This window comes from Streptomyces sp. NPDC017936 (genome assembly GCF_044328485.1).
Classification (GTDB): domain Bacteria; phylum Actinomycetota; class Actinomycetes; order Streptomycetales; family Streptomycetaceae; genus Streptomyces.
Window position 1 is genome coordinate 12,730 of the sequence record NZ_JBIRHK010000008.1, and the last position, 23,074, is coordinate 35,803.

Genomic DNA, 23,074 nt, shown 5'->3' on the forward strand with positions numbered 1-23,074 from the left:
CCCCTCCCCGTGGGCGGGCACCGGTCCCTCGCCGCCTCGGACCGCGGCCCGTACCCCCTGTCGGCGGGGGGTACGGGCCGTGCCCGCGGCTTCAGGTGGTGACGGCCCGGCGGCGCTCGGCGCCGTACTCCAAGGCGTGTTCGACGACGCCGACCAGGACGTCCTTGACCGAGCCGCGGTCGCGGGCGTCGCACAGCACCACCGGTACGTCATCGTCGAGGTCGAGTGCCCCGCGCACGTCCTCGGCCGGGTAACGGGCCGCGCCCTCGAAGCAGTTGACGCCGACGACGAAGGGGATGGACCGGCGCTCGAAATAGTCGACGGCGGCGAAACAGTCCTCCAGGCGGCGCGTGTCCGCGAGCACGACGGCGCCGAGCGCGCCCTCGGAGAGCTCGTCCCACATGAACCAGAACCGCTCCTGGCCGGGCGTCCCGAACAGGTACAGCACCAGGTCCTCGCGCAAGGTGATGCGCCCGAAGTCCATGGCGACGGTGGTCGTGTGCTTGCGTTCGACGCCCGTGGTGTCGTCGACCGGCCGGCCCGCCTCGGTGAGGAACTCCTCGGTGCGCAGCGGCCTGATCTCGCTGACGGAGCCGACGAGGGTGGTCTTGCCCACGCCGAAGCCTCCGGCCACCAGGATCTTGAGCGTGACGGGCTCGACCGGGGGCTTGCCGCGCTCAGAACGCCCGAAGATCATCGATCACTTCTCCTGCTTGATGGGGGGTCATGGGGCGGAGGGCCGTAGCCCCCGCCGCCGGGGGTTTCGATGACGAGGACGTCGCCGGGGCCGACGTCCACACAGTCGCTGCCGCCGAGTTCGACGACGGTGCCGTCCGCGCGTTCCACGCGGTTGGCGCCCAGCGCGCCGGGGGCTCCGCCGGCCATGCCGTACGGAGGGACCCGGCGGTGCTGGGACAGGGTGGAGACGGTCATGGACTCCAGGAACCGGATGCGGCGCACGGCGCCGTCCCCGCCGCGCCACCGGCCGGCGCCGCCGCTGCCGTCCCGGACGGCGAACTCGTCGAGCCGTACGGGGAGCCGCCACTCCAGGATCTCGGGGTCGGTCAGACGGGAGTTGGTCATGTGGGTCTGGACGACGCTCGCGCCGGGGAAGCCGTCGCCGGCACCGGATCCGGACCCCACGGTCTCGTAGTACTGGTGGCGTTCGTTGCCGAAGGTGACGTTGTTCATCGTGCCGGACCCCTCGGCCTGGACGCCGAGCGCCGCGTAGAGGGCGCCGGTGATCGCCTGGGACGTCTCGACGTTGCCCGCGACGACGGCCGCGGGGGGTTCGGGGGCCAGCAGCGAACCGCGCGGGACGACGATCGTCAGGGGGCGCAGGCAGCCGTCGTTGAGCGGGATGTCGTCGGCGACCAAGGTGCGGAAGACGTAGAGGACGGCCGCGTTGACGACCGCGTAGGGGGCGTTGAAGTTCGTCGTCAGTTGGGCTGAGGTGCCGGTGAAGTCGACGGTCGCGGAGCGGTTCTCGCGGTCCACGCGCACGCGTACCCGGATGACGGCGCCCGCGTCGGTCTCGTAGGCGTACTCGCCGTCGTCGAGGGCGTCGATGACGCGGCGCACGGCTTCCTCGGCGTTGTCCTGGACGTGCCTCATGTAGGCCTGTACGACGTCGAGGCCGAAGTCCTCGATCATGCGGGCGACCTCGTCGACGCCCTTCTGGTTGGCGGCGATCTGGGCACGCAGGTCGGCGAGGTTGGTCCTGGGGTCGCGGGAGGGGTGGGGCGCGTCCGTGAGCAGCCGGAGGGTCTCCTCCTCGCGGAAGCGGCCGTCCTGGGCGAGGAGCCAGTCGTCGAAGAGGACGCCCTCGTCGTCGATGGTGCGGCTGTTCGCCGGCATGGAGCCGGGGGCGATGCCGCCGATCTCGGCGTGGTGGCCGCGGGAGGCGACGTGGAAGAGGACCGCTCGGTCACCGTCCGTGTCCGACGTGTGCGCGGTGCCGAAGACCGGGGTGATCACGGTGACGTCGGGCAGGTGGGTGCCGCCGTGGTACGGGTCGTTGACCGCGTACGTGTCGCCGGGGCGCATCCCGGGGCCGCGGCGGCGGACGACCTCCTTGACGCTGGTTCCCATCGAACCCAGGTGGACGGGGATGTGAGGGGCGTTGGCCACCAGGTTTCCGTCGGGATCGAAGAGGGCGCAGGAGAAGTCGAGGCGTTCCTTGATGTTGACCGACTGGGCCGTCGACTCCAGGCGGGCGCCCATCTGTTCCGCGATGGAGGTGAAGAGGTTGTTGAAGACCTCGAGAAGAACCGGATCGACCTGTGTGGCGAGATCGGAACTCTGCGTGACCGCCGCGCGTTCCATGAGCAGATGCCCGTCGCGGGTCGTCGCGGCCCGCCAGCCGTCGTCGACGACGGTCGTCGCGCCGGCTTCCGCGATGATCGCGGGGCCGGTGACGGTTTCGCCGGGAGGCAGGTCCTCACGGCGGTGGAGGAGTACGCCGCGCCAGGTGCCGCCGGTGTGGAGGCGGACGGTCCCGGGGGCGGCGGCGCGGCCCTCGTACGGGGCGAGGGCGGAGAGATCGGGGGGTTCGGTGATGCCGGTGGCTTCGACGGAGAGGGCTTCGACGACGATCGGGCGGTCGAGGGTGAAGGAGTACGTGGCGCGATGACGTTCTTCGAAGACGTGTCTCATCGCGGCGGGCTCGGTCAGCTCGACGGTGAGGGTGGTGTCGGTGCCGTCGTAGCGGAGCTGGGCCCGGCGGGTGACCCGGATGTGCTCGTCGGGCACGTCCTCGGCGAGGAGTTCGGCGCGGGCGGCCGCCTCCAGGGCGTCGGCCGTCCTGCGGATCCCGGGCAGGGACGCGGCCTCCAGGGGCGTCTCGACGGACTGCTCGCGCATGGCCGTGGTGTCGGCGAGGCCGATGCCGAGCGCGGACAGGACACCGGCCGCGGGGGGCACGAGGACGGTGCGGACACCGAGCGAGTCGGCGACCATGCACGCGTGCTGACCGCCGGCGCCGCCGAAGGTGGTGAGGACGTAGCGGGTGACGTCGTGGCCCTTCTGCACGGAGATCCGCTTCACCGCGTTGGCGATGTTGGTGACGGCGATCTGGAGGAATCCCTCGGCGACCTGCTCCGGCGTGCGGTCGTCGCCGGTCCTCTCGCGGATCTCGCGCGCGAGGGCGGTGAAGCGGTCGCGGACGAGGGCGTCGTCGAGGGGCCGGTCGCCGTGCGGGCCGAACACGTGCGGGAAGTGCGCGGGCTGGATGCGGCCGAGCATCACGTTGGCGTCGGTGACGGCGAGCGGACCGCCGCCGCGGTAGCAGGCGGGCCCCGGGTCCGCGCCCGCCGAGTCCGGTCCCACGCGGTAGCGGGAGCCGTCGAAGTGGAGGACGGAGCCGCCGCCCGCCGCGACGGTGTGGATGTCCAGCATGGGCGCCCGCAGGCGGACGCCCGCGATCCGGGTGGTGAAGACGCGCTCGTACTCGCCCGCGAAGTGGGAGACGTCGGTGGAGGTGCCGCCCATGTCGAAGCCGATGACGCGGTCGAAGCCGGCGAGCTGGGACATGCGGGCCATGCCGACGATGCCGCCCGCGGGACCGGACAGGACGGCGTCCTTGCCGCGGAACTGGTGGGCCTCGGCGAGTCCGCCGTTGGACTGCATGAACATCAGCCGTACGCCCTGGAGCTCGTCGGCCACGAGCCGGACGTAGCCGCGCAGTACGGGCGACAGGTAGGCGTCGACCACCGTCGTGTCCCCGCGTGGGACGAGTTTCATCAGCGGGCTGACCTCGCTGGACAGCGAGATCTGCGGGAAACCGAGGCGGGCGGCCAGCCGGCCCACCTGCTGCTCGTGGGCGGGGTGGAGATGGCTGTGCATGCAGACGACGGCGACCGCCCGGATGCCGTCCTCGTACGCCGCTCGCAACGGCCCGGCGAGGGCGTCCAGGTCGGGAGCGCGCAGGACGGTGCCGTCGGCGGCGATGCGCTCGTCGACCTCCACGACCCGCTCGTACAGCAGCTCGGGGAGGTCGATGCGGCGTGCGAAGATGTGGGGCCGGTTCTGGTAGGCGATGCGCAGGGCGTCGCGGAAGCCGCGGGTGACGACGAGCAGGGTGCGCTCGCCCTTGCGTTCCAGCAGGGCGTTGGTGGCCACGGTCGTGCCCATGCGGACCGAGTCGACGGGGCCCCCGGCCTCCCCCAGCAAGGCGCGGACGCCGGCGACGGCCGCGTCGGCGTACCGCGCCGGGTTGTCGGACAGCAGCTTGTGGGTCAGCAGCCTGCCGTCGGGGCGGCGCGCGACGATGTCGGTGAAGGTGCCGCCCCGGTCCACCCAGAACTGCCAGCCGGTCACGTCCTCACCCCGATTCCGCGCTGCTCACAGCGCCCGGAGGCCGTTGATCACGTCGCGCAGGATACTCTCGTCCGGCAGTTCGGCCGGGGGTACGGGCCGGTTCACATGGACGAATTCCGCGTGGACGAGATCCCCGACGAGGACCCGGACCACCCCGACCGGCAGATCGAGCTCGGCGGCGAGTTCGGCGACCGACTGCGGGGCGTCCCGGCACAGGTCCACGATGTCCACGTGTTCGGGGGACAGCGAGGGGTCGGTGTCCGGGTCGTCCGCGTGGGGCTCGGTGACGACCACCGCGATCAGGTCGAGGCGGTGCTGGACCGCACTGGAGGTGCGGCCACGCGTCATGGCGTACGGACGGACGACCGGCCCGGCCTCGTCGTCGAACCAGTGGCTTCCTGCCTGACCGTCTGTGCTCATGCCATCCCACTACCCACCGGAGGGGAGATCGGTGCGCGGAGCGGTGGCCAGATGCGGGCCGACCCGCTTCACCAGAAGGGTCATCTCGTACGCCACGAGTCCGACGTCCGAGTCGGCGTCCGCGAGGACGGCGAGGCAGCTGCCGTCGCCGGCGGCGGTGACGAACAGGAAGGCCTCGTCGAGCTCGACGACGGTCTGCCGGACGCTGCCGGCCTCGAAGTGACGTCCGACGCCCTTGGCGAGGCTGTGGAAGCCGGACGCGACGGCCGCCAGGTGCTCGCCGTCCTCCCTGGTCAGGTCCTTGGACACCCCCGTCGGCAGGCCGTCGCCGGAGAGCACGACGGCTTTGCGGATGCTGGCGACGCGACCGACGAGTTCGTCGAGGAGCCAGTTGAGTTCGCCGTTGCCGGTCGTGCGGCCGGTCGCCTTCGGTGCGGTCATCGACCGTCCCCCTTAGTCGTTCCTTGTGGTGCTGTGCCGCTGTGGGCGTCTTCGCCCGCGGCGTTCTCTTCGCGGCCGCGCTGCCAGCCGCGCTGGAGCGAGGACATGCGGCTGCGTACTTCGTCGGCGTCCCGGTCGGCCGGGTCCGTGCGGGCCTCGGTGCGCGGCGCCGGGCCCTGCCGCAGTTGCGGGGCCAGGTTCGCCTGGCGCACGCGCCGGGGCAGCGGGGTGGTGCCGGAGCCGGGGTCATGAGGCGCGGATCCCGGTGTGCGGGTGGTGTCCCCGGGGCTGCCCGGCGCGGCGTCCGAGGGGCGGTGGTGTGCGGTGCCCGGGCCCTCGTTCGGCTGGTCCGGGCCGCTCGACAGCGCTGCGGCCTGCCGGGACCGCCGGGGAAGAGCGGGTGGCTGCGACGGCTCGTCGGCGCCTCGGCCGAGGTGTTCGGCAGCGGTGCTGCGCGGGATGTGGGCCGTGGCGCCGCGGTGCCGCGACGGCAGGGGCGCCGGCGAGTCGTCCTGCGCCCGCCGTGGCCCGGGACGCGACGAGGAGTCCTCGGCCGCCTCCGCGCGGCGGGGTCGCTGGTCGGTCACGGGGCGGCCGTGGGAGCTGACCAGTTTGGGCGTACGGCGGCTCGGCAGCGGCACGGGAGCGGCCTGATCGCCGGGGGTGGCTCGGTCCGGTGCGCCCCGGCGGTCGGGCAGCCGGCGATACGGTTCGACGGCGCCGGCGGCCGGCTCGTCCTGCGCGCGGGTGAGGGAGCGGCGCGGGCGGAACAGACCGCCGCGCTCGCCGTCCTCGTCGTCCAGGACGGCCGGGAAGTCGTCGAGGGCGTCCAGATCGACGGGGGCTTCCAGCTCGACCGGGCCGTCCAGCAGCGCCGCGGGGACTCCGGGAAGGGGCACGGGGGCCTGGGAGTGCGCGGACCTGCGGGTCTCCGGGGGCTCCCCCTCCTTGGGGGGCCGGGGGCGGTCGAGGCGGAAGCCGATGCCGTTGGTGTCGGGCACGTCGTCGGTGAGCAGCGCGTCGGGGATGAAGATGACGGCGGTCGTGCCCCCGTACGGGGAAGGCTGCAAGGAGACGCGGACGTTCTGCCGCTGGGCGAGCCGGCTGACCACGAACAGCCCGAGCCGGTCGGTGTCGGACAGTTCGAACTCCGGGGTCTCGGCGAGCCGGAGGTTGGCCTCGAGGAGCGCTTCGGGCGCCATGCCGAGGCCTCGGTCGTGGATCTCCAGGGTGAACCCGTTGGCGACCCGTTCGCCCAGGACGTGGACGGCGGTGTGCGGCGGGGAGAACACCGTGGCGTTCTCCAGGAGTTCGGCCACGAGGTGGGTGAGGTCGGCGACGGCCGGACCGGTGACGGCGACGCGGGGCAGCCGGCGGACCTCGATGCGTTCGTAGTCCTCCACCTCGGCGACCGCGGCACGCACGATGTCCATGAGCTGGATGGGCTTGCGCCACTGCCGCGAGGGAGCCGCGCCGGAGAGGATCACCAGGCCTTCGGCGTGCCGGCGCATGCGGGTGGTGAGGTGATCGAGCCGGAAGAGGTCGGCGAGCTCCTCCGTGTCGTCGGTGCGGCGCTCCATGGTGTCGAGCAGGGTGAGCTGCTTGTGCAGCAGCACCTGGCTGCGGCGGGCGAGGTTGACGAAGACTTCGGAGACGCCGGCGCGCAGCTCGGCCTGTTTGACGGCGGCTTCGACGGCGGCGCGCTGGAGGGTGTTGAGGGCCTGGCCGACCTCGCCGATCTCGTTCTTGTCGTATGCGAGGTGCGGGACCTCCGTCTCGACGTCGACCTGTTCGCCCGCGGAGAGGCGGCGCATCACGCTGGGCAGCCGGACGTCGGAGGCCTCGTGGGCCTCCAGGCGCAGTTGGCGCAGGTCGCGGATGAGGCGGCGGCCGATGCGCACGGACAGGACGAGGGAGACGAGCAGGGCGATCAGTCCGAAGACCCCGGCGACGACCGCCTTGACGATGACCTCGATCGCCACCGGACGCACGCGGTCCTGGTAGCGGTCGTTCGCCTGCTCGTCGAGGGCGCCGAGTTCGTCGAGGACGTTCGCGGCCGCGGTGTCCCAGGTCCGTGCGGTGACGCCCCGGGGCATCTCGCCGGGGGTGGTGGAGACGACGGCCTGCTCGGCCGTGCGCAGGGGAGCGGTGGTGGCGTTCTTCCAGAAGCTCTCGTAGCGTTCGCGTTCCACGACGGGCAGTTGGGCGAGGCTGATGTCATAGATCACCTGCCGCTGTGCCTCCAGGTCGGAGACCTCGCGTATCTCCTCGCGGCTGAGGCGGCCCACGACCAGGGCGGAGCCGAGCAGGGCGTCCTCCCGGGAGAGCAGTTCGCGGGCGCGGGCGACGCTGACGAGGGCCCGGTACTGCTTGTCCATCTCGACGCTGTCGACGACGTCGAGCTTGGCCAGGAGGGTGTAACAGGGCTCGATCAGCCGGTTGTAGAGGTCCAGGGCCTGCACCCGGGTGACGGTCCCCTCCTCGACGCCGCGGCGCAGCGAGTCGAGGCCGTCGAACGCGTCGAGCACCGCGACCAGGCCCTCGTCGTCGTCCTCGTCGAGCACATCGCGTACGTCGGCGTCCATGGCGTTCGTACGGATCTCCGCGAGGGTCTCGTCCGTGGCGCTCCGGGTGCGGCGCAGCGCGGAGAGCGCGTCCGAGGCACGGGGGTCGGCGAGGTAGACGAGGGTCTGACGGCGTTCCTGCTGGACGACCCGGACGGTGTCCTCGACGGGATAGCCGACCTTCTCCACGAGGTGCGACACGGTGAACAGGCGGTTCGCCTCTCGACCCGTGATGACGGTGGCGAAGCCCCAGATGGCGGTCAGGGACACCAGCGGCACGAGGAGCAGCGCCACGATCTTCCAGCGGATCGACTTCCCGCGAAAGCGCATGGACTCCCCCCGCTCGAACCCCCACCGGACGGGGGCACGCATGTGCGTCAACAAACGTCGCGAGCCTACTACTGACACAAAGACAACTCGAAGAGGCGTCCGGAAGTGCACCGTCCGGATCAGCGTCGATACGCGGGGAGTTGTCCGGCCATTGCGGGAGATTGCCTCCCTCGAACCGCGCTCGCGGACGGTGCCTCACCGCCTCGACTTCGTGGTCGAGTTGGCCAGATTTTTTCGGAAGGAGGGAATCTTCCCGGCGCGTTGTGCGTCCTACTCATCGGGAACGGGGGGCGGAATCGGCCACAGGAGCCGCATGACGCACCGGGGCGGCGTAAAAGAGCGCAAGCCGGGCAGCCAGAGGGAATCCGGTTCTTCGAGCCGGAGACGAGCGGTCGGCCGGCGGTGGGGAGTGACACGTTGATGGGCACGGCGGAGCGGCGCGAAGCGCCCGAGGGCGGTACGACGGCGCGCGGTACGGCACTGCGGGAGCCCGGGGCACACCAGGCACGAGGGATACCCGAAGCGCCGGACCGTGACACTCCGGCGGAGAAGCGCGGGGGGACGAACGGGCGCGGGGTCCCCGAGGCCGCGGGCGTCGCCGTCGGCGCACCCGAGGGCAGCGGGCGAGCCGTCACGCGCCGGCGCGGTGACGCGGACGCCTCCGCGGACGAGGGACGGGCGGCTCCTCGGCCGCTGTGGGTGGAGGAGCCCGCTCGCCGGCGTCGGCTTCCCGACCCGGTCCGTACCGCGGCGGTGCGCGCGGTGCTCATCATCGCGGTGACGCTGCTTCAGGCCATGGTGGCCTTCCTGTGCACACTGGCCGGTTCCTGGCTGGCCTTCCCCATGGTGATCAGCAGCGTGGTCAGCACGGTGGTGGCCACGTGGGGCGCCCTGGACGTCTGGGTGACCCGGCAGGTGTGGAACCAGCGGCACGGCGTCGTGTCCGCTCCGAGCAGCACGGCGCGTGCGCTGCGGCGCGAGCGGCGGCGCGCGCACCGTCAGGCGCGGGCCACCGAGCGGGCCCAGCAGCGGATACGCCGTCAGGGCAGCGGCGCCGGGCAGCTGTCCCACTCCTGAGGCACATCTCCTGAGTGCGGGAGCGCGTCTGCGCTCGCGCGTCGTCAGGCGCCTTCACTCCGGGCGCGCAGGCGCGGCCGTCCGCGGTCGCGCGCCGCGCCGTCGACGGATCGACGCGCCGGTCCGCCGACGCGCCGGTCCGCCGCCTCCTCGCTACGGCGCGCTCGGCGCCGGGCGCTTGAACATCCGTGTGGCCGTGATCTCGCTGTGGGCCGCTTCCCCGGCGGAGGCCTGCGGCAGCCCCGGACGCAGGTGTTCCTCCACGCTGATGTACTTCAGGCCCGCCCGCAGGTCGGCGTCGTTGCGCAGTCGGATGACCAGCGGGAACTCCGCCAGCGCCGTCGTGTCGAACAGGCCGGTGGTGTACAGGAGCTGGACGCCGAGGGCGTCCGAGACCGCCCGCTGGAGTTCCAGCAGATAGGTCGCGTTGGCGCGGCCGATGGGGTTGTCGAGGAACAGCGTGCCCGCGTGACGGTGCTTGTCGCGTCCCCGGTCGTTGCTCCGCAGGGCCGCCATCGTGCAGTACAGGGCGATGGCGGCGGTGAGCAGCTGGCCGCCGGAGAACACGTCGCCCATCTGCCCCACGGGCACCCGCTCCGCGCGCAGGACGGCGTCCGGCTTGAGGATCTCCACGGCGACGCCCTTGGGCTGGAGCGCGGCGGCCACGCCCCGCAGCAGCAGGGACATTCCGTCGCGCCGCAGGTCGGAGTTCTTCTTCACCGCCGCGCGGGTCGCCTCGTCGATGACCTCGCCGAGCCGCTCGATGAGGGTGGCCTGGTCGGGCTCGTCGAAGCGGATCCGCAGGAACTCCTGCCCGGACCACTCGCCGAGCCCCTCGGGCAGGCGGGACAGGCGCTGGGCGGACCGCAGGGTCGCCAGCGCCGACTCCACGAGTCCCCTGAGGCGGTCCACGATCGAGTCGCGGTTGCGTTCGAGCTGCGCCAGCTCGTCGGTGAGGACGCGGAGGCGGGGCGCGAAGGCGTCGGCCCACTTCTGGGCGTGCTCGGGCAGCGCGGCGGCGGGCAGCTCGCGGATCTGCTGCCGGGCGGGGGTGCGGACCTGCTCGTAGCGGGTGGAGTTGGCGTGCCGCACGAGGACGTCGCTCGCCTCGCGGACGGCGGCCTCGGCCGCGGACAGGTCGGCGGCGCAGCCGCGCAGCGACCGGCGGGCCTCGGCGGCGGACTGACGGGCCTCCTCCGGCGTACCGGGGTAGGGATCCGGCTGGTCCTGCTCCTCCTCGGGCGTGTGCTCACGCAGCAGGTCCCGCAGCATGGCGGCGATCTCGTCGAAGCCGCCGGCCGCGTCCTCGGCGGCCCGGTGGGCCTCCAGCAGTTCGGCGTGTGCCTCACGAGCCTGGCTCAGCGCCTCGGTGCGGGAGGCGAGTTCGGCGGTGGCGGTACGCAGCAGCGCCTGCGCGTGCTCGGCGTCACGGGGGACGAGTTCCCCGGGCAGGTCGGTGTGGGCCTCGCCGTCCTCGGGAGCGTGCCGCTCGGCCTCGCCGCGCAGCCGGCCGAGCTGCTCGCTGGCGGTGGACATCCGGGTCTCCAGGAGCTGCACCAGCTCCTCCGCGCGCGCGGCGGCGGCCTGCCGGGACGGTCCGTCGGAGCCGTCGGGCGACTGCAGCAGTTGCTCCGCACGCGTGCGGACCTTGTTGCTGAGCCGGTCCAGTTCGGCGCGTGCCGCGCTCTCGTCGCTCTCCGCCCGTGCCTGCTCGGCCCGCAGATCGGCGCCCACGCCGACCTTCTCGTACACCTGCGAGGCGGCCCGGTAGGCCTCACGCAGGGCGGGCAACGAGGCCTCGGGGGCGCCGGAGTCGTCCTCCGGTACGTCGTCGGGGGCGCCGGCGATCTCGGAGCGCTCGGCGCGCAGCGCACGCGCGGTGCGACGGGCGTCGTCGGCGGCGCGCTGGGCGGCACGGCGGTCCTCGTCGGCGGCGCGGGCCCGCTCGAGGCAGGCCTGGGCCCGGGCCTCGGACTCGGCGGCCTCGTCGGCGAGTTCCCGCAGCTTGACCTGCCAGCCGGCGCGCTCACGCAGCCGGAAGGCGAGCCCGGCGAGGGCGTCGGCGGCACGCCGGGCCTTCTGCGCGGCCTCCTGCCGCTCGTCGCGCACCTGCGCGGCCTCGGCGGCGGCCTCGTCGGCCTCCGCGCGCACGGTCCGCGCCTCGGTCAGCTCGGCCTCGGACTCCTCGGCGAAGGCGCGCGCCTCCCGGGCGGCCTCCGCCAGTTCGAGCAGCCGTCCCGCCGGACAGCCCGTGCGCCAGGAGGCGAGCCGGGCCGCGAGCTCCCGGTCCTTGCCGAGCCGGGCCGCGAGGCGCCGGATCTCCTCGTCGCGCTCCGTGGCCCGCGCGCGCAGCGCCTGCCGCTCCTCGTCGGCGGCGTGCTCGTCGTGCATGGCCGGGTTCGGCGGCACGAGGAACACGTCCTGGTGACGGCCGGCGTCGGGCGCCGGGGTCGGGGCGAGCAGCGCGGCGGCCGTGCCGACCGCCACGGCCGAACGGGGCAGCAGGGCGGCGTCGCCGAGCGCCTCACGCGCGCGGGCGTGCGAGTCCGGGTCGGTGATGATCACGCCGTCGACCAGTTCCGGGCGGGCGGCGAGCACGCGCGCGTGGTCGGCGGGGTCGACGGCCTGCGCGAGGTAGCGCCAGCCGGGCAGCGCGGGGATGCCGTTCTCGCCGAGGAACTCGACGGTGGCGAGCACGTCGGGCCCGGGCGGCAGCAGGCCGCCGTCGCCGAGCGCGCCGAGGATGCGGGAGTCGTCGGCGGCGGCCGTCCGCAGGTCGAACAGCTGGCGTTCGGCGGAGGAGACGGTGCCGTCGAGGAGTTCGCGCAGCTCGTCGGCGTAGCGGTCCAGGTCCTCGGGAGTCATCAGCGGCGCGTCGTGGACGTCGCCGTCCTGGCGCGGCCGCGGGATGGTCCGGGGCCCGGGGCCGCCGGTCAGACCGAGCAGTTCCGCCAGCCGTTCCTCACCGGCCAGCGCCTCGGCGATGCGCCGTTCGGCCTCGTACGACCGTTGCGCGGCCGTCGCCGCGTCGGCGGCGCGGGCCGCGGTCAGCTCGGCGCGGGACTCGGTGGAGGCCGCCTCGCGCGCGTGCTCGGTGGCCGCCCGCGAGGCCTCGCGGGCGGTGTCCCAGGCGGCGACGGCGGTCTTCTCGGCGTCGCTGGCGGCGAGGGCGGCGCGGGCGGGGTCGGCGTCGGGTGCGCTGTCGTCGAGCCAGCCGGCGCGGACGGCCTCGGCGGTCTCCTGCTCGACCTCGGTGAGGCGCTGGCGCAGGTGTCCGGCCTCGCTGCGGGCGCGCTGCGCCTCGGTGGCGGCGGAGGTGGAGTCCCGGTACGCGGACTCGCCGGCCTCCTGGAGGACGGCGGAACGCGCCTCCTCCTCGTTGGCGAGGGTCTCGGCGCTCTCGGCGGCCGCGTGCAGGGCCCGGACGAGGTCGACGGCGGCCTTGGCGCGGGCCGCGAGGGCCGGGGCGGCGTCCCGCTCGGCCTCCTGGATGGCGGCGGACACGCGCGCGACCCGGTCGGCGGCGGCGCGGTGCCGCAGCACGGCTTCGGCGGCCTGCCAGGCGGAGTGCAGGGTGCGCGCGTCGGCGAGCTCCCGCTTCTGCGCGGCGGCGGACTTCTCGGCGGCGGTGAGCGCCAGGGACGCGTGCCGGAAGGCGAGTTCGGCGGCGATCAGCGCACTGCGTTCGCGTGCGCTCTCGCAGTGGGTGACGGCGTAGGCGGCGGCCGTGACGCGCTGGGCGAGGTCCGCGGCGCGCGCCCGTTCCTGGACGCCCCGCGCGGACAGCCGCCGGGCCAGGGTGCGGGTGCGCCGCTCGGCGCCGGCGTGGATGTCCCGCGCGCGGGTCCGTGCGTCCGCGGCCTCCACGATCCGTCCGAGCAGGTCCACCGACCCGGCGGTGAAGTCCCGTTCCGCCATCAGTTCGGCGCGCCGGCCCAGCTTGTTGCCGAAGCCGCTGACGAGGTCGGCGAGCCCGTCGGTGTCCCGCGTGTCGGTCACCGCGCGCAGCAGCAGGTCGGTGAAGTCGGAGTCCTTCTTGACCGCGAAGAGGCCGGCGGCCTCGCCCTCATCGGCGTTCATCTCGCGCTGGTAGCGGAAGAGTTCGGGGTCGAGACCCAGGTCTCCGAGGTGCTCGATCCACCGGTCGTGGATCTCCTCCCAGTGCACCTCCAGGTGCGGATACGCCTTGCCGGCGTCGGTGAGGGCGTCGCGGAACCCCTTCATGGTGCGCCGCCGTCCCTGCGCCCCCGACTGCCCCTCGACGGGCGGGCGTACGGCGGTGGACTCGGCGACGGGGAGGTTGTCGAGGGCCAGTCCGGGCCCGGGCCGGAACGAGTACCAGGCCTCCGCGAACTTCCGGGGGTCGTTGGACACCTGACGTCCGCGCCACTCGCTCACCTTGCCGACGACCACGCACTCGCCGGTCAGGACGTGCTGCCACTCCAGGGCGACGTGGCCGCAGTCGTCGGCCAGCAGGAACTTGCGCAGCACGCCGGAGCTGGCGCCGCCCAACGTGTTGCGGTGGCCCGGCAGCATCACGGAGAAGATCAGCTTGAGCAGGACCGACTTGCCACCGCCGTTCTCCAGGAAGAGGACGCCGGCGGGCGCGGGCCTGCGCGGCGGGCCGACGGGCTCCTCCTCGAAGAACTCCGCCTGCGCGGGGGCGGGGTCGGGCACGACGTCACCCACGCCCCGCAGGTCAAGCACGGTGTCGGCGTAGCGCGCACCGGCGGGCCCGATGGAGTAGAGGCGGACCCGGGACAGCTCGTACATGGCGGACTCTCGTAAGTCTTCGGAAGGTGCGGTGGATCAGGAGCTCGGGGAGCTCGGCAGGCCTCAGGAGTGGAACGGCAGCCCGGCGTCGGCCACGAGCTCGTCCGACTCGTCGGCGGGCAGCAGGGTCGGCGTGCCGTCGGTGACCGGGACGACGCCCAGTTCGAGCAGCTCGGCCAGGGCGGCGCTGCCCGCCATGTCCCGTACCTGCAGCTGGTAGCGGGCCGTGGTCCGGTAGGTCCCGCCGTTGTCGTCGCCGGTGCGCTGGAGGAATCCGGAGTCGGTGAGGAACGCGACGGCCTTGCCGACGATGCCGGTCGTCGAACCGGCCAGTCTGCGCGCGTCCTTGGTGGCGCCGGTGGCGCTGCGTCTGGCCCAGACCCGCCATGCGGCCTCCAGGCCGGGGGCGTCGCTGGCCGGGTCGGTGTTCTCGCCCTGCTCCTGCGCGCGCTCCTCCAGCCGGTGGCAGGCCTGGCGCACGAAGGAGTCGACGCCGTTGACGCTGACCCGGCCGATGTACCCGTCGTCGGCCAGGTCCTCGGGCCGCGGGAAGGCCATCGCGGCGACGGCGAGGTGGGCCAGCCCGTGCAGGAAGCGGTCGCCCGAGTCGGCGGAGGTACGCCGCGCGTAGTCGCCCATGCGCACGGCGAACACCGAGTCCTCGGCGGCGGTCACGGCCATGCCCGCGCGCGGGGACACCTCCAGCACCACCAGGCCGAGGCCGGCCGCGACGGCGTCGGTGAGCCGTGCGAAGGCCGGGTCCTCGCGGTACCGCCGCAGCAGCTCCGCGTACTCCTGGTCGCGCGCGGGCTGCAGTCTGGGCTGCAGCCCGAACGCGACGAGCCGCGCCGCGTCGGCGGCGTCGGCGGGGGTGACGGCGGCGTGCGCCGAGGGGGCGGGGGCCTCCGGTTCACTCCGGTCGACGTGCTCGGTCACGGCTGCAACTCCTCGGTCCTCGGAACGTGGGCGGGCGGCGCCGCCCCGGGGGCGGCGGGCGGTGCGGGGTGCGGCCCCCGCGCGTGGCCGGCGTCGGCCACCACGCGGTCGCGGCCGCGGGACGGCATCACGCGGCCTCCGTCCGGTCCGCGGCCATCCCCGCCGCGTCCAGCAGTGCCGTACCGACGATGAGGTCGGCGCCGCCGAACTCCGGGTCGTCCAGCTCGGTGCCGTCGTCCACGGCGAACAGCAGCTTCTCCTCGCCCTGGCGGTACGCGGTCCCCACCGCGGGACTGGCCGCGTGCACCGCCAGCAGCGCGACGAGGTACGGCAGGTCGGGGTCGGTCCGCCGGGCCTCGGCCAGCAGTCCCGACAGTCTGCGGGGCGCGTCCGCGGGCAGGTCCAGCAGCCGCCTCGCCGCGGCCAGCTGTTCCTCGCTGAACCGGCTGTCGTCCGGCGTGGCGATGAGATCGGGCTCCGGCATCTCCGCCCCGAGGTGCTCCCGCTCCACCGGCGGCGTCAGCAGGAGGTCGACGAGGTCGCCGACCCGCACGGACACCGGCGTGCGCAGGCCGGTTCCGCGGGCGAAGAAGGCGTCGGTGACCCGGACGGCCCGCTCCAGCGGCAACGGCAGCACCGGCGCGAAGAGGTGCCCGTACAGGTCCGTCCCGGAGGTGGTCATGGGGGTCGCGAAGGCCTGCCGGTCCTGCTCGGCCCGGAACAGCGGGCCCGCCTCCAGCAGCCTCGCCTGGAGCTGTGTGTGCCGCCGGATGCAGTCCTTGACTATGTCGACGAGCTCGGCGGCCCGCCGCTTGTTCTCCGGGTCCTCGATCTCGTCGCGCGCCCTGCGGATGTTGGTGAGGATCGCGTTCTCGTGGCGGTAGCGGTCCGCCACGTGGTCGAGGGCCTCGGCGATCATGTCGGGCACGGCGTTGAGCCAGTCCACCGCGCGGACGTTGCGCCGGGTGGCCTCCAGGGCGCGGCGCAGCGTCTCGGAGTACTGCACGGTGCGGTAGCGGGCTTGCTCGGCGGCGAGCTGGGCGTCGGCGAGACGGCCGCGGCGGATGAGGACCTCCAGCTTGACCTCGGCGGCGATCTGCGCACTGGTGACGTCGGTGTCGAGGGCTCCGACCAGGACGTTGACGGCCTCGTCCGTCGTCCGGAGGTAGACCGCGCCGCCGTACCCGGGAACCTCCTCGACCAGCTTGAAGTCGTAGTCGCGGCGCACGTAGGTGCCGTCCGGCGCGAACGTGCCGTACACGGCGCGGAAGCCGCGGTCGACGCTGCCGACGTTGATCAGGTTCTCCAGGACCCAGCGGGCCACGCGTTCGTGTTCCTCGGCGGGCCGCCGGGGGGCCTGCGCGGCGATGCGCGGGACGAGGCGGGCCACGATCTGGTCGTGGTCGGCGCCGGTGTCGAAGTCCATGTTCAGGGTGACGAGGTCGATGGCGGCGAGGGCGATCTCCGCCATGCCGTACACCGAGTACTCACCGGCGAGGTTGGCCTTGCGCGCGTCGAGGTCGTGGAGGGGTGCGGTGCAGGCGAGCGCACGCAGCCGCCGCGCCAGTCCCTCGTCGGCGGCCGGGCCCGGAGCGGGGCGCGGCCCCGCGCTGAGCTGGGGCGGAACACGGTCCGTCGGTGCAGGCGAAGTCACGGTGCACAGACTAGGTCCTCGGTCTGACAACCACCCAAACGACGCCGATCGGCTCCGTCCGGGCGGAACCGGGGGTCCGGGCCCGCCCTGCGGGCTCCGTGCGCGTCCGCGGCCGGTCGCGGCCTCCCGGCCGAGTCGCGGATGTCACCGTCCCGCGCCCTGGCGGGCCCCGGGTCAGCCGACGCCGGCCGCGTCCTCCCCGACCCGCCGCCGGTACACCTCGACCACCCGCTCCAGGGAGTCGTCCAGGTACACGGTGAGCAGTTCCTCCGCTTCCGCCCTGTTCCCCGCCTGGAGCGCCCGGAGGATCTGCCGGTTGCGGACGAGGTAGGGCTCGTGCAGCCGGCGCGGGTCGTCGACGACGTGGAAGGCGAGCCGCAGCTCGGCGAAGACGCTGCGCATGAGCTCGTCGGTGCGCTCGCTGCCCGCGAGGGCGACCAGTTCCCGGTGGAAGTGGATGTTGGCCGTACCCAGCCCTTTCCAGTCATCTTCGCGAGCCGCCCGCCGCCCCTCGTCCACGGCCTCGGCGAGCCGGTCGAGCGGGTACGGCGGTTCTCCGAGCCCGCGCACGACGGCGCACTCGACGAGCGCGCGCGTGCGGTAGATGTCCTCGACGTCCTCGACGGTCAGGACCCGTACGAACACCCCCCGGTTGAGTTCGTGGACGAGCAGACGCTCGTGGGTGAGCAGCCGGAACGCCTCGCGCAGCGTGTTGCGGGAGACGCCGAGCGCCCCGCCGATGCTGTCCTCCGACAGCCGGGTGCCCGGCGGGAAGTACCCCTCGGCGATACGGCTCCTGAGGATGTCCGAGACCCGCTTGGCCGTGCTGGTGCGGCCCAGGAGGGCCCGGTCGTCGGCAAGTCCCGCCAGCTGCTCCGCCATGCCCGGAATTCAACCGCAGGCACGGGGGCGAGACAACAGGGGTATTGAAGGATCGTTCAACGATTCTCTACCTTGCTGCGCACGGCACCGCCCCGTCCCCACCGCGGCGTCACCGCTCGCGCACGACAGGCCCCTCCCCCGGCACGGCTCCGGAACGGCACGACCCGCTCGGCCCGGCACGGCTCTCCTCCGCACGGCACGGCTCACCCCGGCACGACCTCCGCACGGCACGGCTCAGTCCCCGCACCCTCCGTCATCCCTCAGCGAGGTGCCCCATGAGCACGACTCCCCCACCGCGGACCCGGCCCACCGACGTTCGCTCCCCGGCCGCCGGACCCGCCGTCGACGACGGCGCGTTCGGCTGGCTGCGCGCCCTCGGCCCGCGCGGACGGCGCGCGTTCGCCGGCGCGTTCGGCGGCTACGCGCTCGACTCCTACGACTACTTCACCCTGCCGCTGAGCATGGTCGCGCTCACGGCGTACTTCGGCCTGGACAGCGGCCGGACCGGCCTGTTCACGACCGTCACGCTCGTCGCGTCCGCGGTCGGCGGCGCCGTCGCCGGCGTCCTGGCGGACCGGATCGGCCGGGTCCGGGCCCTGATGATCACGGTGATCACGTACGCCGTCTTCACCGTCGCCTGCGGCTTCGCGCCGACCTACGAGACGCTGCTGCTCTTCCGTTCCCTTCAGGGCCTCGGCTTCGGCGGCGAGTGGGCGGTCGGCGCGATCCTGGTCGCCGAGTACGCGAGCGCGCGGCACCGGGGCCGCACCCTCGGCGCGATCCAGAGCTCGTGGGCCGTCGGCTGGGGGCTGGCGGCGGTCGTCTACACGCTGGTCTTCTCCGTCTTCGGCGACGACGTGGCCTGGCGCGTGATGTTCTGGACCGGTGCGCTGCCCGCGCTGCTCGTGGTCTGGATGCGGCGGCGTGTGCAGGACGCGCCGACCGCGGTGGCGGCGCGCGAACAGAGCGCCGGCAAGGGGTCGTTCCGGGCGATCTTCCGGGGCCGTCTGCTGCGCACGACGGTCTTCGCGGGCCTGCTCTCCACCGGCGTCCAGGGCGGCTACTACACGCTGGCCACGTGGGTGCCGACGTACCTCAAGACGGAACGCGGGCTGTCGGTGGTCTCCACGGGCGGCTACCTGACGTTCCTGATCTCCGGCGCCTTCCTCGGCTACCTGACCGGCGGCCACCTCACCGACCGCCTGGGCCGCCGTCGCAACATCTGGCTGTTCGCCCTGCTGTCGGCGGTCTGCATCCTGGCGTACGCGAACATCCCGAGCGGCGCGGACACCCTGCTGCTCGTGCTGGGCTTCCCCCTCGGGTTCTGCATGTCGGCGATCTTCAGCGGCTTCGGTTCCTTCCTGAGCGAGCTGTACCCGACAGCCGTGCGCGGCACGGGCCAGGGCTTCACGTACAACACCGGGCGCGCGGTCGGCGCCGTCTTCCCCACCACGGTCGGCTTCCTCGCCGACAGCTGGGGCGTGGGCGGTGCGCTGGCCTTCGGCGCGGTCGGCTACGGAATCGCGGCCCTGGCACTGCTGGGGCTGCCGGAGACCCGCGGGAAGGAACTCGAGTGACTCGTCCGGCCTTCACGGAAGACCGTCCCCTGACCGTCGTCGACGGGCACGCGCACGCGTGGAGCCCGAGAACCGCCCGCTCCCGCATCCGCGAGGGGCTGACGGGCCCCACCGCCGGGGTCGCCGCGGGCCACACGCAGGCCAACCTGATCTCGGTGCCCGCGGACTGGGCGTACGACATGCTCCTGTTCTGCCAGCGCAACCCGAAGCCGTGTCCGGTCCTCGACGTCACCGACGCCGGGTCCTGGACGACCGTGCTGGCCGAGGGCGCCGACCTGCGGACCGACCTGCCGCGCTACCGGGTGTGGGAGGACGGCGCGCTGGTGGACGAGCCGACGGACGTGCGGGCGTACTGGCGCGAGGACCTGGTGACGTTCCTGCTCGGGTGCAGCTTCACCTTCGAGTGGGCGTTGTCGGAGGCGGGCGTCCCGATCCGCCACGTCGAGCAGGGGCGCAACGTCCCGATGTACGTGACGGACCGTGAGTGCCGTCCCGCCGGGCGCCTGCACGGACCGATGGTGGTGTCCATGCGTCCGGTGCCGCCGGAGCACCTGGCGGCGGCGATCCGGGAGAGCAGTCTGCTGCCGGCGGTGCACGGCGGCCCCGTACACTGCGGCGATCCGTCGGGTCTGGGCATCGACGACCTCGGCCGCCCGGACTTCGGCGATCCGGTGGACGCCGAACCCGACGACATCCCGGTGTTCTGGGCCTGCGGGGTGACCCCGCAGGCAGCGGTGGCGGCCTCGCGCCCGCCGTTCGCCCTCACCCACGCCCCGGGACGGATGTTCCTCACCGACGCCCGCGACGAGCAGTACCGCGTGGCCTGAGAAGGAGACACGAAGGATCCATGACCGCGATCGATCTGAACGCCGACCTCGGCGAGGGCTTCGGCCGCTGGCGGCTGACCGACGACGAGCAGCTCCTGTCCGTCGTCACCAGCGCCAACGTGGCCTGCGGCTTCCACGCGGGGGACGCGGCCACCATGCGGCAGGTGTGCGAGCTGGCGGCCGAGCGGGGCGTGACCATCGGCGCGCAGGTCTCCTACCGCGACCTCGCGGGGTTCGGGCGGCGCGCCATGGACGTGCCGCCCGCCGAACTGGCCGCCGAGGTGGCGTACCAGATCGGCGCGCTGGAGGTCTTCGCGCGGGCGGCGGGCGCACGCGTGGCGTACGTCAAACCGCACGGCGCGCTCTACAACCGGGTCGTGCGCGACGAGGAGCAGGCCGGCGCGGTGGTCGACGGCGTGCTCCTCGCCGACGCCGCGCTGCCGGTGCTCGGGCTGCCCGGCTCGCGCCTGCTGGAGGTGGCCGCGAAGGCGGGCCTGCCGGCCGTCACGGAGGCGTTCGCGGACCGCGCCTACACCGAGCAGGGCACGCTCGTCCCGCGCGCACAGGCCGGCGCCGTCGTCACCGATCCGGACGCCGTCGTCGAACGGTCGGTGGGCCTGGCCCGGTCGGGCACGGTCGTCACCCACTCGGGCGCGCGCATCGAGGTACGCGCGCGTTCCCTCTGTCTGCACGGCGACACGCCCGGCGCGGTCGAGCTGGCCCGGCGGGTCCGCCGGCGCCTGGAGGAGTCGGGCGTGCGGGTGGAGGCCTTCGCATGAGGGCGCTGCCCGTCGGCGAGGACGCCCTGCTCGTCGAGGTGGACTCGGGCGAGCAGGCCCAGGCCCTGCACGCCGAGCTGCTGCGGCGCCGCATGGAGGGCTCGCTGTCCGTCCGCGAGATCGTCCCGGCGGCGCGCACGGTCCTCCTCGACGGCCTGGACGATCCCGTCCGCTGGGCTTCCGCGCTCACCGCCGCCGACATCCCGCCCGTTCCGCCGCACACGCACGAGGTGATCGAGCTGCCGGTGCGCTACGACGGTCCCGACCTCGCGGACGTCGCCGCGCACTGGGGCGTCCGGGAGCGGGAGGTGGCCCGGGTCCACGCGGCCACCGAGTTCCGCGTCGCCTTCTGCGGCTTCGCCCCCGGTTTCGGCTACCTCACGGGGCTGCCGCCGCGCTACGACGTCCCGCGCCGGGCCACTCCGCGCACGGCCGTCCCCGCCGGCGCGGTCGCTCTGGCGGGCCCCTACACGGGGGTGTACCCGCGCTCGTCGCCCGGTGGCTGGCAGCTGATCGGCACCACGGACGCGGTGCTGTGGGACCACGCGCGCGTGCCGGCGGCGCTGCTGACCCCCGGCACGCGCGTGCGCTTCGTCCCGGAGAGCGCCGCATGAGCGACCGCGCACTCGCCGTCGTCCGCGCCGGCGCGCTCACCACCGTGCAGGACGGCGGCCGGCCCGGGCACGCCCACCTCGGCGTGCCGCGCTCCGGCGCCCTGGACGTGCCCGCCGCGGCGCTCGTCAACCGGCTGGTCGGCAACCCGGTCACCGCGGCCGTTCTGGAGACGACGCTCACCGGCTGTGCGGTGCGCCCCCGTTCGGCCGTCGTGGTGGCCGTCGGCGGCGCACCCTGCGCGGTCACGGTCGACGGCCGACCGGCCGCCTGGGGCGGACCCGTGCGGGTGCCCGCGGGCGCGCTGCTGGACATCGGGGCAGCGGTCCGCGGAGTGCGCAGTTACGTCGCCGTGTCCGGAGGCATCGCCGTCGAACCCGTCCTCGGCAGCCGTTCCACGGACCTGCTCTCCGGCCTCGGTCCGGCGCCGCTCGCCGACGGCACGGTGCTGCCCCTGGGGGACGTCCACGGCCCACCCGCGCGCGTGGACGTCGCCGCGCAGCCGGCACCCCCGGCGGAGCTGGTCCTCCGGGTGACCCCGGGCCCGCGCGACGACTGGTTCACGCCGGAGGCGGTCCGCACGTTGACCTCACGCGCGTACCGGGTGTCGCCCGCGAGCAACCGCATCGGCCTGCGGACGGAAGGCCCCGCCCTGGAGCGGGCGCGTCCCGGGGAACTCCCCAGCGAGGGCATGGTGCTGGGAGCGGTCCAGGTGCCCCCGGACGGCAGGCCGGTCGTGTTCCTGGCCGACCACCCGACCACCGGGGGCTATCCGGTGATCGGCGTGGTCCGTCCGGCCGACCTCCCGTCCGCCGCACAGGCGGTACCGGGGACACCGATCCGCTTCACGGCCGTACGCCGCCGCTGAGCCGCGTCCCGGTACGAGGAACCGGGCCGGCCGCCGCGGCGCGCGCGGACGGCGGTGCGACGGCGGGCCGCGGCAGCCGCCCGCCGCCCTGTGCCTCGTCCGCCCGCCGCTCCGGCGCAGACAGCGCGGCCAGCGCGGCCGACACCGCCGCGGCGGCCCGCAGGTCGAGGCGAGCGCTCGTGCCCCGCGCGCGGTGCCGCGCCTCGTCGGCGGCCAGCACGAGCAGTTGCGGCAGCAGGTCGGTGCACCGCCGGGCCACCCAGCCGGTGCCCGCCGTCGCCAGCCACCACAGGCCGGCCGACCTGGTGGGAGCCGGGGACTCGGGCTCGGGCGAGGGCGCGGGCCCGGTCGCGAAGCCGGCCGCGGCCAGCAGCGCGTGGAAGCGCACCGCGAACTGCCGGTGCCCCCGCTCCCCGGGGTGGAGCCGGTCCACGCTCCACATCGCGCGGTCCGTCAGCCACGCGCCCTCGGACGCGTGCAGATGGACCGCCCCGTACCGGTCGGAGAGCGCGTGCACGACGGTGTCGACCGCGCGCTGCCGCCGCGCGAGCGGCCGGGCGAGGGCTGCGGGCAGCCCCAGCGTCCTTCCCGGGTCGGGCAGGCACGCGGTCAGCAGCACCGCGCCCTGTTCGGCGAAGGAGCCGTAGACCGTGTCGAGCCGGGCGGCGACGGCGCGGACGTCGAAGGTGCGGCGCAGCGTGTCGTTGACGCCGATCACGACGGAGACGATGTCGGGCCGCAGCTCCAGCCCGGCCCGCAGCTGTCGTTCCAGGACGTCCCGGGTCTGCGCCCCGCTGACCGCGAGGTTGGTGAACTCGACGGCTTCCCCGGACTCCCCGGAGAGTCCGGCGGCGAGCAGCGCGGCCCAGCCGCGCCACCCGTCGCCCACGGGATCCCCGACGCCCTCGGTGAGCGAGTCCCCGAGGGCCACGAAGCGGACAGGTCTCATCCCAGCCCTCCAGGCACGGGAGGACGGAACGGATCCGTCGCGCCGTGCTCGTCGGGACGGAACGGATC

General features: G+C 74.1%; 15 protein-coding genes and 1 pseudogene. 6 read left to right on the top strand and 10 right to left on the bottom strand.

The genetic code is table 11. The features are described from left to right. Positions 1 to 91: 91 nt before the first annotated feature. From ACH4F6_RS17890 to ACH4F6_RS17910, 5 genes and pseudogenes are all read right to left on the bottom strand, one after another. A complete protein-coding gene (locus tag ACH4F6_RS17890) occupies positions 92 to 697 on the bottom strand; it encodes a GTP-binding protein (protein WP_397961149.1) in 606 nt (201 codons plus the stop codon). Continuing rightward, positions 678 to 4,317 (bottom strand): annotated as a pseudogene (locus tag ACH4F6_RS17895) (hydantoinase B/oxoprolinase family protein). The gene ACH4F6_RS17890 and the pseudogene ACH4F6_RS17895 overlap by 20 nt, the downstream one beginning before the upstream one ends. Positions 4,318 to 4,341: 24 nt before the next feature. Further along, entirely contained in the window at positions 4,342 to 4,737 is a 396-nt protein-coding gene (locus ACH4F6_RS17900) for a DUF742 domain-containing protein (RefSeq protein ID WP_397961150.1), read from the bottom strand. A gap of 9 nt (positions 4,738 to 4,746) precedes the next feature. Continuing rightward, positions 4,747 to 5,178 carry a roadblock/LC7 domain-containing protein gene (locus tag ACH4F6_RS17905; protein WP_397961152.1) on the bottom strand — a complete coding sequence of 144 codons (432 nt, stop codon included), beginning with the start codon at positions 5,176 to 5,178 and terminating at the stop codon, positions 4,747 to 4,749. After that, positions 5,175 to 8,072, bottom strand: a complete 2,898-nt coding sequence (locus ACH4F6_RS17910) for a nitrate- and nitrite sensing domain-containing protein (protein WP_397961153.1) — start codon at positions 8,070 to 8,072, stop codon at positions 5,175 to 5,177. The genes ACH4F6_RS17905 and ACH4F6_RS17910 overlap by 4 nt, the downstream gene beginning before the upstream one ends. Positions 8,073 to 8,492: 420 nt before the next feature. Here ACH4F6_RS17910 and ACH4F6_RS17915 point away from each other — a divergent pair, with 420 nt between their 5' ends. Then, positions 8,493 to 9,149: a hypothetical protein gene (locus ACH4F6_RS17915; RefSeq protein WP_397961154.1), complete on the top strand. Its 657-nt coding sequence runs from the start codon at positions 8,493 to 8,495 to the stop codon at positions 9,147 to 9,149. Between the two features lie 153 nt (positions 9,150 to 9,302). On the opposite strand, the gene ACH4F6_RS17920 is transcribed toward ACH4F6_RS17915, so the two are convergent. From ACH4F6_RS17920 to ACH4F6_RS17935, 4 genes are all read right to left on the bottom strand, one after another. Then, a complete protein-coding gene (locus tag ACH4F6_RS17920) occupies positions 9,303 to 13,922 on the bottom strand; it encodes a hypothetical protein (RefSeq protein WP_397961155.1) in 4,620 nt (1,539 codons plus the stop codon). A 63-nt stretch (positions 13,923 to 13,985) separates the two neighbouring features. Continuing rightward, positions 13,986 to 14,858: a hypothetical protein gene (locus ACH4F6_RS17925; RefSeq protein WP_397961156.1), complete on the bottom strand. Its 873-nt coding sequence runs from the start codon at positions 14,856 to 14,858 to the stop codon at positions 13,986 to 13,988. Positions 14,859 to 14,985: 127 nt separating this feature from the next. After that, positions 14,986 to 16,512, bottom strand: coding sequence for a hypothetical protein (locus ACH4F6_RS17930; protein WP_397961157.1), 1,527 nt, complete (start codon positions 16,510 to 16,512; stop codon positions 14,986 to 14,988). Positions 16,513 to 16,686: 174 nt separating this feature from the next. Beyond that, positions 16,687 to 17,394 (bottom strand): GntR family transcriptional regulator, encoded by a 708-nt coding sequence (locus ACH4F6_RS17935; protein WP_397961158.1) that lies wholly within the window; start codon positions 17,392 to 17,394, stop codon positions 16,687 to 16,689. A 275-nt stretch (positions 17,395 to 17,669) separates the two neighbouring features. On the opposite strand from ACH4F6_RS17935, the gene ACH4F6_RS17940 reads away from it, so the two are divergent. Genes ACH4F6_RS17940 through ACH4F6_RS17960 form a run of 5 tightly spaced genes read left to right on the top strand, consistent with a single transcriptional unit; the run spans position 17,670 to position 22,057 of the window. Continuing rightward, complete coding sequence (locus ACH4F6_RS17940; protein ID WP_397961159.1) at positions 17,670 to 18,971, top strand: MFS transporter; 1,302 nt, start codon at positions 17,670 to 17,672, stop codon at positions 18,969 to 18,971. Further along, positions 18,968 to 19,798: a putative hydro-lyase gene (locus ACH4F6_RS17945; protein WP_397961160.1), complete on the top strand. Its 831-nt coding sequence runs from the start codon at positions 18,968 to 18,970 to the stop codon at positions 19,796 to 19,798. The genes ACH4F6_RS17940 and ACH4F6_RS17945 overlap by 4 nt, the downstream gene beginning before the upstream one ends. 20 nt (positions 19,799 to 19,818) lie before the next feature. Continuing rightward, positions 19,819 to 20,577, top strand: a complete 759-nt coding sequence (locus tag ACH4F6_RS17950; RefSeq protein WP_397961161.1) for a LamB/YcsF family protein — start codon at positions 19,819 to 19,821, stop codon at positions 20,575 to 20,577. Continuing rightward, the gene (locus ACH4F6_RS17955) at positions 20,574 to 21,191 is read left to right on the top strand and encodes an allophanate hydrolase subunit 1 (protein ID WP_397961162.1); all 618 of its coding nucleotides are present in this window, start codon (positions 20,574 to 20,576) and stop codon (positions 21,189 to 21,191) included. The genes ACH4F6_RS17950 and ACH4F6_RS17955 overlap by 4 nt, the downstream gene beginning before the upstream one ends. Further along, a complete protein-coding gene (locus tag ACH4F6_RS17960; RefSeq protein ID WP_397961163.1) occupies positions 21,188 to 22,057 on the top strand; it encodes a biotin-dependent carboxyltransferase family protein in 870 nt (289 codons plus the stop codon). Before ACH4F6_RS17955 ends, ACH4F6_RS17960 begins: the two co-directional genes overlap by 4 nt. On the opposite strand, the gene ACH4F6_RS17965 is transcribed toward ACH4F6_RS17960, so the two are convergent. Next, positions 22,035 to 23,006: an SGNH/GDSL hydrolase family protein gene (locus ACH4F6_RS17965; RefSeq protein ID WP_397961164.1), complete on the bottom strand. Its 972-nt coding sequence runs from the start codon at positions 23,004 to 23,006 to the stop codon at positions 22,035 to 22,037. The two genes, ACH4F6_RS17960 and ACH4F6_RS17965, sit on opposite strands and share 23 nt — an antisense overlap. Positions 23,007 to 23,074: the final 68 nt, after the last annotated feature.